The 14,874-nt window shown below is 73.0% G+C and carries 12 protein-coding genes; 5 read left to right on the top strand and 7 right to left on the bottom strand.

What is annotated here, in order from left to right; all coding sequences use genetic code 11:
• Window positions 1–40: 40 nt before the first annotated feature.
• Both AOM02_RS01275 and AOM02_RS01270 read right to left on the bottom strand, forming a co-directional pair.
• Window positions 41–943 (bottom strand): aldose 1-epimerase family protein, encoded by a 903-nt coding sequence (locus tag AOM02_RS01275; RefSeq protein ID WP_062295803.1) that lies wholly within the window; start codon window positions 941–943, stop codon window positions 41–43.
• A gap of 73 nt (window positions 944–1,016) precedes the next feature.
• Complete coding sequence (locus AOM02_RS01270; protein ID WP_228373745.1) at window positions 1,017–1,982, bottom strand: C40 family peptidase; 966 nt, start codon at window positions 1,980–1,982, stop codon at window positions 1,017–1,019.
• Window positions 1,983–2,082: 100 nt separating this feature from the next.
• Between AOM02_RS01270 and AOM02_RS01265 the strand changes: the two genes are divergently transcribed.
• Complete coding sequence (locus tag AOM02_RS01265) at window positions 2,083–2,748, top strand: hypothetical protein (protein ID WP_062295799.1); 666 nt, start codon at window positions 2,083–2,085, stop codon at window positions 2,746–2,748.
• A 3-nt stretch (window positions 2,749–2,751) separates the two neighbouring features.
• Here AOM02_RS01265 and gad read toward each other — a convergent pair whose 3' ends face one another.
• The 3 genes from gad to AOM02_RS01250 form a co-directional block, all read right to left on the bottom strand.
• Window positions 2,752–4,137 carry a glutamate decarboxylase gene (gene gad / locus AOM02_RS01260; protein ID WP_082104801.1) on the bottom strand — a complete coding sequence of 462 codons (1,386 nt, stop codon included), beginning with the start codon at window positions 4,135–4,137 and terminating at the stop codon, window positions 2,752–2,754.
• Between the two features lie 115 nt (window positions 4,138–4,252).
• Complete coding sequence (locus AOM02_RS01255) at window positions 4,253–4,903, bottom strand: Pr6Pr family membrane protein (protein WP_062295797.1); 651 nt, start codon at window positions 4,901–4,903, stop codon at window positions 4,253–4,255.
• A 92-nt stretch (window positions 4,904–4,995) separates the two neighbouring features.
• Window positions 4,996–6,459 (bottom strand): helix-turn-helix transcriptional regulator, encoded by a 1,464-nt coding sequence (locus tag AOM02_RS01250; RefSeq protein ID WP_062295795.1) that lies wholly within the window; start codon window positions 6,457–6,459, stop codon window positions 4,996–4,998.
• Between the two features lie 139 nt (window positions 6,460–6,598).
• Between AOM02_RS01250 and aceA the strand changes: the two genes are divergently transcribed.
• From aceA to AOM02_RS01230, 4 genes are all read left to right on the top strand, one after another.
• The gene (aceA, locus tag AOM02_RS01245) at window positions 6,599–7,909 is read left to right on the top strand and encodes an isocitrate lyase (protein WP_062295793.1); all 1,311 of its coding nucleotides are present in this window, start codon (window positions 6,599–6,601) and stop codon (window positions 7,907–7,909) included.
• Window positions 7,910–7,917: 8 nt separating this feature from the next.
• Entirely contained in the window at window positions 7,918–9,537 is a 1,620-nt protein-coding gene (gene aceB / locus AOM02_RS01240; RefSeq protein ID WP_062295791.1) for a malate synthase A, read from the top strand.
• Window positions 9,538–9,631: 94 nt separating this feature from the next.
• Window positions 9,632–10,807, top strand: coding sequence for an aminotransferase class I/II-fold pyridoxal phosphate-dependent enzyme (locus AOM02_RS01235; protein ID WP_062295789.1), 1,176 nt, complete (start codon window positions 9,632–9,634; stop codon window positions 10,805–10,807).
• 187 nt (window positions 10,808–10,994) lie between these two features.
• Entirely contained in the window at window positions 10,995–12,212 is a 1,218-nt protein-coding gene (locus AOM02_RS01230; protein WP_174442413.1) for a cobalamin-independent methionine synthase II family protein, read from the top strand.
• Between the two features lie 139 nt (window positions 12,213–12,351).
• On the opposite strand, the gene AOM02_RS01225 is transcribed toward AOM02_RS01230, so the two are convergent.
• Entirely contained in the window at window positions 12,352–13,710 is a 1,359-nt protein-coding gene (locus AOM02_RS01225; protein WP_062296215.1) for a pyridoxal phosphate-dependent decarboxylase family protein, read from the bottom strand.
• Window positions 13,711–13,791: 81 nt separating this feature from the next.
• Window positions 13,792–14,874: a glycosyltransferase gene (locus tag AOM02_RS01220; protein ID WP_062295787.1), complete on the bottom strand. Its 1,083-nt coding sequence runs from the start codon at window positions 14,872–14,874 to the stop codon at window positions 13,792–13,794.

The raw sequence follows: 14,874 nt of genomic DNA, 5'->3' as shown, positions 1-14,874 counted from the left end.
ACGTCGAGGCGTCGCGGGGGCGTCGTGCGAGCGTGGCGGCTCAGCGCAGGCGCATGCCCCAGGCGAGCGTGTGGGTCGCGCCGGGCTCGATCGTGACGAGGTGCTCGCCGGTGCGGAACGCGTCGGCGATGCAGGACATCGGCTCGATCGCGACGCCCGCGCGGCGCACGCCGGGCACCTCGTCGCCGGTGCAGATCTGCCACGCCGTGGCCTCGGAGTCCGCCCAGATCTCGACGGTGGAGCCGTCGGCCCAGCCCAGGCGGGCCCACGAGCGGCCGTCCGCGTCGAGGATCGGGTCCACCCACGCATCGTCGAAGGCGACGCCGGGCAGCGCGCGCGGCTCACGGAGGTCGAAGTCGCCGTCCACCGGCACGACGTCCGCGGGCAGCAGCCGCTCGTCCACGGTCACGCGGGACGCGGCGTCGAGCTGCAGCGTGCAGTCGTCGAGCGGGGTGCCGCCCGGAGCGAACCAGGGGTGGAAGCCCACGCCGTAGGGGAGGGGGGCGTTGCCGCGGTTGCGGGCGACCGTGGTGATGGTGAGGCCCTCGTCGGAGAGCGCATAGGTGGCCTCGAGAGCGAGCTGGAACGGGTAGCCGGGGCTCGCGGGGAGGTCGAGGCTCAGGGTGGCCGAGGACTCGCCGGACGTCGCGACGGTCCAGTCCTCCCAGCACACGAGGCCGTGGAGAGCGGTGCCGCGCGCGGGCTCGGTGAGCGCGACCTGCAGGTCGAGGCCGCCGAAGGAGTACTGGCCGTCGCGCAGGCGGTTCGGCCAGGGCGCGAGCACCATGCCGTGGAAGGCCGGTGCGATCTCGTCCGCGCCGAAGGGCACCACGACGTCGCGCCCGCCGACGGTGTACGCGCGCAGCGCGGCGCCGACCGTGGCGAGCGTGGCGACCTGGTCGCCGTGGGTGAGGGTGAGCTGGGTTCCGGACACGTGGGTCATGGCGCGACCGTATCGCGTTCCGGCCGGGACCGCCGACCGGTGCCGACGCGCCTGCGCGACGCGTTGCGGACCGTCAGTACCGCAGGAAGACCGGGCTCGACTGCCAGATGCTGGTCTGCTGGACGCCGCTGCCGGGACCGACGGCCTCGACCTGCTGGCCGTTGCCGAGGTAGATCGAGACGTGGCCGGGCGACCAGATGATGTCGCCGGGCTGGGCGTCGGCAGAGGAGATGACGGTGCCGGCGGCGCGGATGGCGCTCGACGAGTGCGGGACGCTGATGCCCACCTGCGCGTAGGCCCACGACACGAGCCCCGAGCAGTCGAACGCGCCCGGCGTCGCCGAGGCGTAGGCGTAGGCCGACCCGACCTGGGAGAGGGCCGCGGAGACGATGCTCGCGTAGCTTCCCGAGGCCGCGGCCGAGCTCGTCGAGGCGCTCGAGGAGCTCGACGTGCTGGCGGTCGCGGCGGTCTCGACGGCCTCGACCACGTAGTCGTCGAGCAGGCGGGTCGCGATGAAGCCCGTGAGGCCGTCCTCGGTGTACACCCGGGTGAACTTGCCCTGCGTGACCGCGTCGGCGTCCGTGCCGAGCTCCGCGCCCTCGGGCACGATCGTCAGCGAGTCGGCCTTGAGCGACGCGTCCGCCCGCAGGTGCACCGCGGCGGTGGCGACCACCTCGGGGTCCGACGCGAGGCGCCGGGCCTTGGCGATCTGCTTGGGCTGCTCCCACAGCGGCGTGACCTCCACCTCGGGGATCTCCGCGCCGCCCCAGCTGGCCTCGGTGTCGGCCGAGATCGGCGCGACGGTCAGCTCGGCGGTCTGCGCGGTCTCCGGGTGCTGTGCGGGCAGGTCGCCCGCATCGGCCGGGGTGCCCGCCGGCGAGGCGAGCGCGGCGGTGGCGTAGCCCAGGCTGATCGCGCCGGTGGCGACGGTGGCGGAGGCGGCGCGCTGGGCGCGGCGGGGGAAGGGAAGGCGGGTGAAGAACAAGCGGTACTCCTCGAAGATCTCGAAAGAAGATAACAAATTGATTACGAGAAGCAACTTCGCGTCGCCGATGCGGTAGGGAATCCGGGGTGCCTGCGACCGGTGCGCACGGACGCTCGCGCCGCCGTCGTGGGACCTCCCGTCCTACAGTCGAGGCATGGACGATCGGCCGCGCGACGAGGTGTCTCCTCGCAGGTACATCCGGCTTCGGGCGGAGGCGTGGGGCTTCGGCCTCGGGTCGCTGTGCTTCATCGCCGGGGCGCTGCCCTGGTACGCCGAGGCCGTGGGCGCGGTGGCGACCGGTGTGACGTTCTTCACGGGCTCGCTGCTGTTCACCGCCGCGGGCCTCATCCAGCTGCTGCTGAGCGGCCGCCGCCCGCCCCATCGGGGCGCCTCGACGGCGGACCGCTACGACTGGTGGTCGGCCGCCGTGCAGTCCGTCGGCACCGTGCTCTTCAACGTCAGCACGTTCGCGGCGCTCCTCGCGGCGATCGCGGCTCCGGACGCCGTCGGCATCGGGTGGCGGTCGAACGCGTGGGGCTCGCTCGCCTTCCTCGTGTCGGGCGGCCTCGCGCTCGCCGCCTCCCGGAGGCGGCACGAGCTCTGGCAGGTGCGGGCGCGCACGCCGCAGGCGGCGTGGCTCAACATGGTCGGGTCGGTCGCGTTCGGGGTGTCGGCCATCGGCGCGTACGTGGTGCCCGACACCACGACCTTCGTCAGCCTGTTCTGGGCGAACCTCGGCACGGTCCTGGGCGGGCTGTGCTTCCTCGCCGCGGCGGTGCTGGTCCGCCCGGGCGCGACCGCGGCCGTCGCGCGCGCGTGAGCGTCAGTGGTGGAAGGCGGAGCCCGGCCGTTCGACCGGGATGGGACCGTCGAGCCCGTCCAGGTACTCGACGCACGCCCGGAAGTCCTCCAGGAAGTCGCGCGCCACGGCACGGCGCCCGCGCCGGACGACGATGCGCTGGACCGTGACGTCCTGCATGTCCTCGGGGAGCGGATAGGCCGGCACCTGCCAGCCGCGGGCGCGCAGCTTGTCGGAGAGGTTGTAGAGGTCCCAGTTGTCGGTGTGGCCCTCCTTGAGCCGCCAGGCGAAGACCGGGATGTCGCTGCCGTCGCTCACGAGCTCGAAGGGCCCCATCGCTCCGATCTGCCCCGAGACGTAGAGCGCCACGTCCCGCGTGTGCCCGTGGACCTCGGCGTACCCCTCGCGTCCGAGGCGCAGGAAGAGGTAGTACTGCAGCAGCACCTGCGCGCCCGGCCGCGAGAAGTTGAGCGCGAGCGTGGGCATGTCGCCGCCGAGATAGCTGACGGAGAAGATCATGTCGTCGGGCAGGTGCTCGCGGGTCCGCCACACCACCCAGCCCAGCCCGGGGTAGACGAGCCCGTACTTGTGGCCGGACGTGTTGATCGAGACGACCCGCTCCACCTGGAAGTCCCACGCGAGCTCCGGCTGGATGAAGGGCGCGACCATGGCGCCCGAGGCGCCGTCGACATGGATGGGCACGTCGAGCCCCGTATCGGCCTGGACGCGGTCGAGCGCCTTCGCGATCGCCGCGACCGGCTCGTACGCGCCCGTGTAGGTCACCCCCATGATCGCGACGACCCCGATGGTGTTCTCGTCGACGTACGAGCCGAGGTCGCTGCCGTCGAACGTGGGATGCGCGAGCGACACCGGCACGAGGCGGGCCTCGACGTCCCAGTAGTTGCAGAACTTCTCCCAGCACACCTGCACGGCGGCGCTCATGATGAGGTTTGGACGGTCGGTCGGCTTGCCCTCCGCGCGCCGGCGCGCGCGCCAGCGACGCATCAGCGCCAGCCCGGCGAGCATCGCCGCCTCCGACGAGCCGATGGTGGAGGTGCCGATCGCGTGCTCCGGGTCGGGCGCGTGCCACAGGTCGGCGAGGATCCGCCAGCACCGCGTCTCGATCTCCGCGGTCTTGGGGTACTCGTCCTTGTCGATCATGTTCTTGTCGAACGTCTGCGCGTACAGGCGGTTGGCGTGCTCGTCCATCCACGTGCCGACGAACGTCGCGAGGTTGAGGCGCGCGTTGCCGTCGAGCAGCGCCTCGTCGTGGACGATCTGGTACGCCATCTCCGGCGGCATGCTGTCCGGGGGCATCGTGTACCACGGCTCGGCGAAGTCGTCGAAGTCGTTGGTGAATGCGCGGCGCCCCGGCGCCCCGTCCTCGTGGTCGCCCTGCTCGGATGCCATCGCGAACCTCCTCGGCCGTGCTGCCAGGTGGGATCCCCCCTGAATCAACGTAGACCCGGCGGGCCGCGGGTGCAGGGCGAGCCCGCGCATCGTCCTGAGGGCCGAGGTGGCGCCCTCAGTCGCGAGGAGCCCGCGCGTTCACGCGCGCACGCACCGGGACCGGCCAGAAGGTCGCCGGCCTGAGCACCGCGAGCACGCGCAGGAGGCCGGAGACCCCGAGCCCCACCGCGGCGATCGCGCCCAGCGTCGCCAGGATCGCGGCGAGGCCGCGCGCCGGGTCCAGGAACGGGTAGGGCACCCAGCCGTCGAGGAACGCGCGGAAGAGCAGGTAGGACACCCAGACCGCCGGCAGGCCGAGGACGCTCCACAGGGTGCTCAGCGGCAGCCTGCGGCGGCCGCCGATGAGGATCCAGTCCAGCACCAGGATGAGCCCCGAGCCGCCGTGCAGGATCGCGTTCGCCCACGGGTAGTACGGCGTGGTGAACGGTGCGAGCAGCGCCCAGTAGACCGCGCCGACCACGACGAGGTACGTCGCCGAGTTCACGCGCAGCACCGTGACCCAGCGCGCCTCGGGCCGGCCGCGCCGTGCGGCCGCGAGCAGCGCCACGATGCCCGCGAGGTTGGCGAGCGGCGTGAAGTAGCCCGGCAGCTGGCCCCACGTGAAGGTCCCGTAGGAGAGGTCCGCCCACGCCTGGAAGCCCAGCGCGGACAGGATGATGGACGCGCCGATGAGGCGCAGGGTCCGGATGGTGGCGTCTTTGCTCACGCCAACGGACGTTACCAAGTCTTTACGTCGATTTGAAGGATCTCCGCGCGTGTCTTCGCTCACACATGGCGCCGAGCCGGGGAGGGACGCGTTCAGGCCTCGGGGGCGTGCTGCTCGAGGAACTCGTAGACGGCGACGCGGTCGATCCCGGTCGCCGAGCCGGACGGCGTCGCGGCCAGCAGGGACGAGTTGATGCGCGCGGCCGGGCGCGCGGCGTCGGTCCAGCGCTCCGCGAGGCCGGGCGCGGGCTCGCCGCAGCAGCCGGGCTCGGGGCAGCTCGAGTAGCGGCGCGTGGTGGTGTCGCGTCCGCGGAACCACTTCGAATGCGCGTACTGGGTGCCCACCGACACCGAGAAGTCCCCGCCGGCATCGGTCTGCACCGCCGACGTGCACCAGTAGGTGCCGTTGGGCTTGTCCGTGTACTGGTGGTAGATCCCGTAGCGGTCGTCGCGCTCGAACACCTGGCGCGCGCTCCACTGGCGGCACACGCGCTGGCCGAGGACGTTGCCCAGCGCGTCCTGCGGGAACCGCACGTCGTCGTTCTCGTACGCCTTCGACAGCACGCCCGAGGCGCTCACCTTGAGGAAGTGCACCGGCAGCCCGAGGTGCTCCGTCGCGAGGTTGCAGAAGCGGTGCGCCGCGGCCTCGTAGCTCACCGAGAAGGCGTCGCGCAGGTCCTCGACGGACAGCTCCTTGGCCGCCTTCGCCTCCTGGAGCATCCGGATCGCGGAGTCCTCGGGCATCATCAGCGCCGCCGCGAGGTAGTTCGCCTCGACGCGCTGGCGCAGCAGCTCCGCGTAGCCGCCGGGCTCGTCGTGGCCGAGCACCGAGGCCGCGATCGCCTGGAGCAGCACCACCCGGCGGTCCCCACCGTCGTGGCGGATGGGCAGGTAGATGCGGCCGTGGCGGCCGTCCGTGACGGACCGCGTGGTCACGGGCAGGTCGTGCACGTAGTGCACCGAGTAGCCGAGGTGGCGCGCGAGGGACGATGCGGCGGAGTGGGAGAGCGGGCCACCGCCGTGGTCGATCGCGCCCAGCAGGTCGCGCGCGGTCGCCTCGAGCGCGGGGTAGTAGTTCGCGCGCTCGCGCTGGGCCGCGCGCAGCTCGGTGTTGGCCCGGCGGGCCTCCTCGGGGGTCGTCGCCCGCCGCTCGTGCAGGCGCACCAGCTCGGCGTGCAGCGCCAGCACCGTCTCGATGGCCTCGTCCGGAAGCGACCGGCGCACGGCCAGCGGCGGCAGGTCGAGCGAGGCGAACAGCGGCCCCTCCTGCACGCGCTGCAGCGCGAGCTCGAGCGCGTCCCGGCGCGAGGGCGGGGCCGGATCGAGCAGGTCGTCGAGCGTCGCGCCGAGCGCGGTGGCGAGCGCGCGCAGCTCGGAGACCCGCAGCTCGCGACGGCCGTTCTCGATCACGGAGATCTGCGAGGCCGCGCGCCCGATCGCGGCGCCGAGCTGGCTCACGGTCATGCCGCGGGCCTGACGGAGGCTGCGCACGCGGCGCCCGATGGTGAGGGGGGTGGGGCCGGCCTCGTCGTCGAGGGCCGTCTCTGGCGTGCTCATGCGGCGATCCTGGCACGGTAACGTTCCGGAAGCCAGAATTTCGTGAGAAGTTCTGCCCTGGAGCCCGGCGCATCGTCCCTGAAGTGCTGCCTACGGTCGTGTCACGCCCACGACGACGTGGGGAGAACAGGAGCCGACCATGGACATGACGATCCGCCCCGGGGATCAGCACCAGACCGCCGCCGAGCTGGAGGCCGAGTGGGCCTGGGACCCGCGCTGGTCCGGCGTGCGACGCGACTACACCGCCGAGGACGTCGTCCGGCTGCGCGGGCCGGTCCGTGAGGACGCGACCCTGGCGCGCCGCGGCGCCGAGTCGCTGTGGGACATGATCGAGACGAACCGCACCCGGCCGGAGCAGTGGGTGTCCGCGCTCGGCGCGCTGACGGGCAACCAGGCCGTGCAGCAGGTCCGCGCGGGCCTCAAGGCCATCTACCTGTCCGGCTGGCAGGTGGCGGCCGACGCGAACCTCGCGGGTCAGACGTACCCCGACCAGAGCCTGTACCCGGCGAACTCCGTGCCGGCGGTCGTGCGGCGCATCAACAACGCGCTGCTGCGCGCGGCGCAGATCGAGCACGCGGAGGCCGGGCGGACGAGCCGCGAGTGGCTCGCGCCGATCGTCGCGGACGCGGAGGCCGGCTTCGGCGGCCCGCTCAACGCCTTCGAGCTCATGCAGGGGATGATCGCCGCGGGCGCCGCGGGGGTGCACTGGGAGGACCAGCTCGCCTCGGAGAAGAAGTGCGGTCACATGGGCGGCAAGGTGCTCGTGCCCACCTCCCAGCACGTGCGCACGCTCAACGCCGCGCGCCTCGCGGCCGACGTCGCGGGCGTCCCGTCGGTCATCATCGCGCGCACCGACGCGCTGGCCGCCAACCTGCTCACCTCCGACGTCGACGAGCGGGACCGCGAGTTCCTCACCGGCGAGCGGACGGCGGAGGGCTTCTACGAGGTGCGCGGCGGCATCGAGCCGGTGATCGCGCGCGGGCTCGCGTACGCGCCCTACGCGGACATGCTGTGGGTCGAGTCGTCGACGCCCGACCTCGACCTGGCACGCCGCTTCGCCGAGGCGATCCACGCCGAGCACCCCGAGAAGCGCCTCGCGTACAACTGCTCGCCCAGCTTCAACTGGCGCCGCCACCTCGACGACGCGCAGATCGCGTCGTTCCAGCGCGAGCTGGCGGCGATGGGTTACGCGTTCCAGTTCATCACCCTCGCGGGCTTCCACTCCCTCAACCACGGCATGTTCGAGCTCGCGCAGGACTACGCCGCCACCCAGATGAGCGCGTACGTGCGGCTGCAGGAGGCGGAGATCGCCGCCGAGGCCCGCGGCTACACCGCCACCAAGCACCAGGCGGAGGTGGGCACGGGGTACTTCGACCAGGTGTCGACCGCGCTCAACCCCACCGCGTCGACGCTCGCGCTCGTGGGCTCGACCGAGGCCGAGCAGTTCTAGGAGGAGCCATGTGCCACACCCGCATCGAGATCGCCGGACCCCTGGGGGACCGGTACGACGAGATCCTCACCGACGACGCGCTGGCCTTCCTCGCGCTCCTCCACCGCCGCTTCGCGGGCACCCGCGCGGAGCTGCTGCACGCCCGTCAGGAGCGGGCCGAGGCCATGGCGGCCGGCGCGGACCCGGGCTTCCTGCCGGAGACGCGCGCGATCCGCGAGGACCCGTCGTGGCGTGTCGCCGGGCCCGGCCCGGGGCTCCACGACCGGCGCGTCGAGATCACGGGGCCGACCGACCGCAAGATGACCATCAACGCGATGAACTCCGGCGCGAAGGTGTGGCTGGCGGACCACGAGGACGCGAACACCCCCACCTGGGCGAACATGATCGAGGGCCAGCTCAACCTCAAGGACGCGATCCGGGGGACGATCGCGTACACGAGCCCCGAGGGCCGGGAGTACCGTCTCGGCGACACGACGCCCACGATCGTGTTCCGCCCGCGCGGCTGGCACCTGGTCGAGAGCCACCTGCTGCACGTGGACCCCCATGGGCACCGCCACCCGGCGTCGGCGTCGCTGGTCGACTTCGCGCTCTACGTGCTCACCAACGCGCGCACTCTGGTCGAGTCCGGGTCGGGGCCGTACCTCTACCTGCCGAAGATGGAGAGCCGCCTGGAGGCGCGGCTGTGGGACGAGGTGTTCACCCTCGCCGAGGAGCACCTGGGCCTCGACCACGGCACCATCCGCGCGACCATGCTCATCGAGACGCTGCCCGCCGCCTTCGAGATGGAGGAGATGCTGTACGAGCTGCGGGACCACTGTGCGGGCCTCAACGCGGGGCGCTGGGACTACATCTTCTCGATGATCAAGTGCTACCGGGCGCGCGGCGCCGCGCACGTGCTGCCCGACCGGTCGGAGATCGGGATGACCGTGCCCTTCATGCGCGCCTACACCGAGCTCCTCGTGTCCACGTGCCACCGCCGCGGCGCGCAGGCGATCGGCGGCATGAGCGCGTTCATCCCGAACCGGCGCGACCCGGAGGCGACGGAGCGGGCCCTCGCGCGCGTCGCCGCCGACAAGCGGCGCGAGGCCGGGGACGGCTTCGACGGCAGCTGGGTCGCCCACCCGGGCCTCGTGGAGGTGGCCCGCGCCGAGTTCGACGCCGTGCTCGGCGACCGCCCGAACCAGATGGACCGCCGGCGCGACGACGTCCACGTCACCGCGGAGGACCTCCTCGATGTCAGGATCGACGGTGCCCGGGTGACCGCGGCGGGCGTGCGTGCGAACGTCGCCGCGGGGCTGCGCTACGTCGAGAGCTGGCTGCGCGGCACGGGCGCCGCGGCCATCGACAACCTGATGGAGGACGTCGCGACCGCGGAGATCAGCCGCTCCCAGCTGTGGCAGTGGATCCGCCTGCGCGTCGTCACGGCCGAGGGGAACCTCGTCACGCCGTCGTACGTGGGGCGCGTGCTCGACCAGGTGCTGGCGGGGCTCCCTCGCGGCGAGGCGGATCGCTTCGACGACGCCGCGGACCTCTTGCGCGAGCTCTGCCTGGGCGAGGACTTCCCGACGTTCCTCACGCTTCCCGCGTACGCGCGCTTCCTGCGCGAGCCCGCGCCGGCGGCCGCGTGAGCGGCGGGGGAGGCGGCGCCCGGTTGCGGGCGTCCGCCTCCCCGGTGACGATGGACGGGGGTCCGGCGCGGGTCCGGACGCACGGGGGGATGCCATGGAGCTGTCGACGCGCGCCCGGGCCGCGGAGGACGAGATCGGGCCGGTGACCCGGTTCCTGGCGGAGGTCTCCGCCCGGGCGGACGAACCCGGGATCGCCGACCTCACCTTCGGCAACCCGCATGAGATGCCGCTCGCGGGCCTCGTCGACGCCCTGCGCACCCAGGTCGAGCCACGGTCGGAGGCCTGGTTCGCGTACAAGACCAACGAGGAGCCCGCGCGGGCGACGGTCGCCGCGGGCCTGCGCGACGAGCTCGGGCTGCCGTTCGAGGGCGCCGACATCGCGATGACCCAGGGGGCGTTCGGCGCGATCGACCTCGCGCTTCACCTGGTGGCGGACGAGGGCGACGAGGTGATCATCCCCGTGCCGGGCTGGTTCTGCTACGCGCCGATGCTGCGGGTCAGCGGCCTTGTGCCGGTCCCGGTCGCGCTCGACGCGGACACGTTCGATCTCGACGTCGACGCGATCGTCGACGCCGTCACGGACCGCACCCGCATCGTGATCGTGAACTCGCCGGCGAACCCCACCGGACGGGTCTACCCGCGCGACCAGCTCGCGCGCCTCGCGGCCGCGCTGGACGAGCGCTCCGCCGCGATCGGGCGCCGCATCTGGATCCTGTCGGACGAGCCCTACCGGCGGATCCGGTTCGACGGCGTCCCGTTCACGAGCCCCGCCGCGGTCTACCCGTGGACGCTCATCGACTACAGCTACGGGAAGGTGCTGCTCGCCCCCGGGCAGCGGCTCGGCTACCTCGCGATCGGCCCGTTGATGCCCGACGACGTGCGCGCCACCCTGCGCGACGCGCTGGTGCCGACCCAGCTCGCGATCGGCTGGGGGTTCCCCGACGCGCTCATGCAGCACGCCGCGCCCGCGCTCGAGGACGTCACCATCGACGTCGAGGAGCTCCAGCGCCGCCGCGACCGGCTGCACGCGGCCCTCGCCGACGCCGGCTTCCGCGTGACGCGGGCCGAGGGCACCTTCTACCTGTGGGCGGAGGCGCCGGACGGCGACTCGGACGCCCTGGCGCGGCGTCTGGCGGCGCGCGGGGTGCTCATCATGCCGGGCACGCTGTTCGACCGGCCGGGCCACTTCCGCCTCAGTCTCACCGCGACGAACGAGGCCATCGAGAAGGCTCTGCCGGCCCTGCTCGACGAGGCTCCCGTCCGGTCGTGACCGGTCCCAGCGCGTTTGCCGACACGCGGCGCGACCGGGCAGAATGGCCGCGCCGCCGCGCATCAAACGAGGCCTCGGATCCACCACGGGTGGGCATTGCGGGCGGGTCGTCACTGCACGCCGGGCGGGCCGTGTGCCCGCGCACCGATTCGATGCGAGCGCCGTGGGCGCGCGCCAAGGAGCCTCGATGTCCGAGCTGACCATCCAGACCACCACCGCGGGCTCGCTGCCGCGATCGCCCGAGCTCGTCGCGGCCACCGCCGCCCTCGAGGTCGCGGAGGACGGGTTCACGCTCGTCCAGACCGACGAGTACAAGGAGCTCGCGGGCCAGGCGGTCCGTGACCTCGTGCAGCGTCAGGTCGACGCGGGCATCACGATCGTCGGCGACGGCGAGTACGGCAAGGCGATGACCGCCTCGCACGACTTCGGCGCCTGGTGGTCGTACTCGTTCCAGCGCACCGCCGGTCTCGCGCTGCCGCCGAAGGACGCGCCGATGCCCGAGCCGGTCCGCTCGTCGCCGGGCAACGTGCGTCTCACGTCGATGAACGACCGTCGCGACTGGGTGGCCTTCCAGGAGGCGTACTTCGACCCGACCTCCGGCGTCCTCATGGGCGAGCCGCCCTTCTGGCCCATCGCCGTGGGCCCGCTGTCCTACCGCGGTCAGGACGCGATCGCCGCCGACATCGCGCACCTGCGCGGCGGCCTCGACGCCGCGGGCCTCGAGACCGGCTTCATCACGTCGCTCGCGCCGGGCAGTGCCGCGCGCATCGGCAACGCGTACTTCGCGTCCGAGGAGGAGCACATCTGGGCGTGGGCGGACGTCATGCGCGAGGAGTACCGGGCGATCGTCGACGCGGGCCTCACCGTGCAGCTCGACGACCCGTCGCTCGCGGAGAGCTGGGACCAGATCAACCCCGAGCCGTCCGTCGACGACTACCGCGCGTTCCTGCGCACCCGCATCGACGCGATCAACCACGCGATCGAGGGCCTGCCGCGCGACCAGGTGCGGATCCACCTGTGCTGGGGCTCGTGGCACGGCCCGCACACCACGGACCTCGAGCTGCGCCACATCGTCGACCTCGTCGCGGAGATCAACGCCGGCTCGATCTCGTTCGAGGCGGGCAACGTGCGCCACGAGCACGAGTGGAAGGTGTGGCGCGACGTCGAGCTCCCCGCCGGCACGAAGCTCCTCCCGGGCGTCGTGAGCCACGCCACCAACGTGGTCGAGCACCCCGACCTGGTCGCGGACCGCATCGTCCGCTTCGCCGAGATCGTCGGCCCCGACAATGTCGTGGCGTCGACCGACTGCGGCCTCGGCGGCCGCGTCCACCCGCAGATCGCGTGGGCCAAGCTCGAGTCGCTCGGCGAGGGCGCGCGCCGCGCCGCGACGCTGCTCAACGGCTGACCGACGCCCGGTCGCCCGCGACCGCTCTCCACACGCGTGATGCAGCTGCGGCCGCGAACCTCGAGGTCCGCGGCCGCAGCTGCATCGGTAGAGCGTTCACACCAGCCCGCGTGTGTGGAGAGGGGCGGGGCGGGAGCCGTCAGCCGAGGGTGTCGAGCACCTCGCACAGCAGCTCGTACGTGGTGAGCGGGTTGATGATCGCGAAGCGCAGCACCGGCTCGCCGTGGTGGGAGCTCGGCACCACGAACGCGCGCTGATCGCCCAGGAGGCGCGCGGACCACGCGTCGTAGTCGGCGCGCGTCCAGCCGTCCTTGCGGAACACCACGACCGACAGCTGCGGGCGTCGCACGAGCGACAGACCGTCGCGGCGCTCGATCTCGTCCGCGATGCGCCGTGCCATGTCGATCCCGCGGCCGATGGCGGAGCGGTACTCGTCCGTGCCGTAGGTCGCGAGCGAGAACCACAGCGGCAGACCGCGGGCGCGCCGGGTGAGCTGCACCGACAGGTCGGACGGGTTGGTCTCGGGCGCCTCGGTGAGCGTGTCCAGGTACGACGCGTGCTGGGTGTGCGCGCGGCGGGCGATGCGCGGGTCGCGGTAGAGCAGCGCGCATGCGTCGAACGGCGCGAAGAGCCACTTGTGCGGGTCGACGATGAGCGAGTCGGCATGCTCGACGCCGGCGTAGGCCGGGCGCATGCGCTCGACCAGCATGCCGGCGAGGCCGTACGCGCCGTCGACATGCAGCCACACGCCGTGCCGCCGTGTCACCTCGGCGATGCCCGCGATGTCGTCGACGATGCCGAAGTTGGTGGTGCCCGCGGTGGCGACGACCGCCACGACCGCGTCGCCGTGCTCCGCGAGCGCCTCGGCGACGGCGTGGCCGTGCAGCCGCCCGTCGTCATCGGGGTGGATGCCGACCACGTCGATGTCCATCACGGCGGCCGCGGAGGCGACCGAGGCGTGCGACTCGGCGCTGCACACGACCGCCCACCGCGCCGGGTCCGGGCGGCCCGCCTCGCGGTTGCGTCGGCGCGCCTCGTCGCGCGCGGCGACGAGGGCGGAGAGGTTGCCGATCGTGCCGCCCTGCACGAAGACGCCGCCGGCGGTGTCCGGCAGCCCGAACTCGGAGGCGAGCCACGAGAGCACCTCGTTCTCGGCGAAGACCGCGCCCGCGCCCTCCAGCCATGAGCCCGCGTAGATCGACGACGCGGAGACCACGAGGTCGAAGGCCGACGCCGCCTTGCTCGGCGCGGACGGGATGAAGGCGAGGTAGCCGGGATGGTCGGTCGACAGGCACGTGGGGGCGAGCACGTCGCCGAACAGCGCGAGGGCGCGCGTGGCGCCGATGCCGGTCGCGGTGATGGACCCGGAGGCCACCTCCGCGAGCTCCGCGGGCGTGGCGGGGACGTCCAGCGGGATGTCCTCGTACAGGGCGCGCCCGCGGGAGTAGTCGAGCACCGCCTCGACGATGGCGCGGCTCTCCGCGGAGACGGCGTGCATGCGCTCGGGACGGATGTCCTCGGGGCCGGGGTTGGGGATCACCGAGTCAGGATAGGGGGCCACAGACGCACGAGACCGGCGCTATACCTGCGTAATGGCGGCAGTATCGTGCGTCCTCGGCGTCAGCGCGCTGGAATCCGCTGCGGACTGCGGGGCGAAGACCACGGCCCGCTGGACGCCGTACGACAGCGCCCACAGCGAGAGGTCCGTGACCAGCTTTGCGGGCAGGAGCGGCACCCCGAGCTCGGTGAGCGTGCGCAGCGACGCGTAGCTCAGGAACAGCAGCAGCAGGGCGAGGGCCGTGTAGCGCGCCGCCTGACCGGTCACCCCGCCGCGGGCACGGAAGACGGCCCTCCGGTTGACGGCGAAGTTCGTCGTCGCGCTCAACACCCGCGCGCCGACGACCGCGACCCCCAGGGAGCCCGTGAGGGCGGACAGCACGAGCACGGCGACCGTGTCGATCGCGAAGGCGAGCAGCGAGGACGCCGCGAAGAGCGCGAGCGGCCACATCACGCGCCACGAGTCGACGAGGGGACGGAAGTGCGACGAGGCGTTGCCCTCGAGGTAGACCGTGCTGATCGGGACCTCGACCACGGGGATGCCCGTCCGGCTCGCGTCCAGCAGCAGCTCGAGCTCGTAGGCGAAGCGTTCGCCGCGCACGCCGAGCGCCCAGGGCAGCAGCCCCGCCGGGTAGCCGCGCAGGCCGGTCTGGGTGTCGGAGACCCGGCGCCCGGTCGCGGCCGCGAGGAGGGCGGCGGTGGCCCGGTTGCCCGCGCGCGACCGTAGCGGGACCTCGCCCGTGAACGCGCGCGCGCCCAGCACCACCGCATCGTCCCGCCGCGCGGACGCGCGCTCGTGCAGGACGGAGGCGACGCGGCCGATGTCCTCGGCCGTGTGCTGGCCGTCGCTGTCGGCGCACACCACCGCCTCGCCCGGGGCGTTCGCCACCATCCACGCGAAGCCGGTCCGCAGCGCCCCGGCCTTGCCGCGGTTGTCCGCGTGGCGCAGCACGGTGGCCCCGCGGGCCGCGACGGCCGCGAAGACGGGCGCGAAGCGATCGCCGGAGCCGTCGTCGACCACCACCACGCGGTGCGCCGGCAGCAGCGCGTCGATCAGCGCGACGAGGCGCTCGTCGGGCTCGTAGGCGGGGATCAGCACGCGCAT

It is taken from the genome of Demequina maris, from assembly GCF_000971155.1.
In the GTDB taxonomy this organism is placed as follows: Bacteria; Actinomycetota; Actinomycetes; order Actinomycetales; family Demequinaceae; genus Demequina; species Demequina maris.
The sequence above is the reverse complement of the archived record's forward strand: the minus strand, read 5'-3'. Positions and strand labels throughout refer to the sequence as shown.

Bases quoted from the DNA above. Each gene is read 5' to 3' on its own strand.
- AOM02_RS01275 (WP_062295803.1), bottom strand. From the start codon at position 943: ATGACCCACGTGTCCGGAACCCAGCTCACCCTCACCCACGGCGACCAG.
- AOM02_RS01230 (WP_174442413.1), top strand. From the start codon at position 10,995: ATGTCCGAGCTGACCATCCAGACCACCACCGCGGGCTCGCTGCCGCGA.
- AOM02_RS01250 (WP_062295795.1), bottom strand. From the start codon at position 6,459: ATGAGCACGCCAGAGACGGCCCTCGACGACGAGGCCGGCCCCACCCCC.
- AOM02_RS01235 (WP_062295789.1), top strand. From the start codon at position 9,632: ATGGAGCTGTCGACGCGCGCCCGGGCCGCGGAGGACGAGATCGGGCCG.
- AOM02_RS01265 (WP_062295799.1), top strand. From the start codon at position 2,083: ATGGACGATCGGCCGCGCGACGAGGTGTCTCCTCGCAGGTACATCCGG.
- AOM02_RS01225 (WP_062296215.1), bottom strand. From the start codon at position 13,710: ATGCACGCCGTCTCCGCGGAGAGCCGCGCCATCGTCGAGGCGGTGCTC.
- aceB (WP_062295791.1), top strand. From the start codon at position 7,918: ATGTGCCACACCCGCATCGAGATCGCCGGACCCCTGGGGGACCGGTAC.
- aceA (WP_062295793.1), top strand. From the start codon at position 6,599: ATGGACATGACGATCCGCCCCGGGGATCAGCACCAGACCGCCGCCGAG.
- gad (WP_082104801.1), bottom strand. From the start codon at position 4,137: ATGGCATCCGAGCAGGGCGACCACGAGGACGGGGCGCCGGGGCGCCGC.
- AOM02_RS01220 (WP_062295787.1), bottom strand. From the start codon at position 14,874: ATGCGCGTGCTGATCCCCGCCTACGAGCCCGACGAGCGCCTCGTCGCG.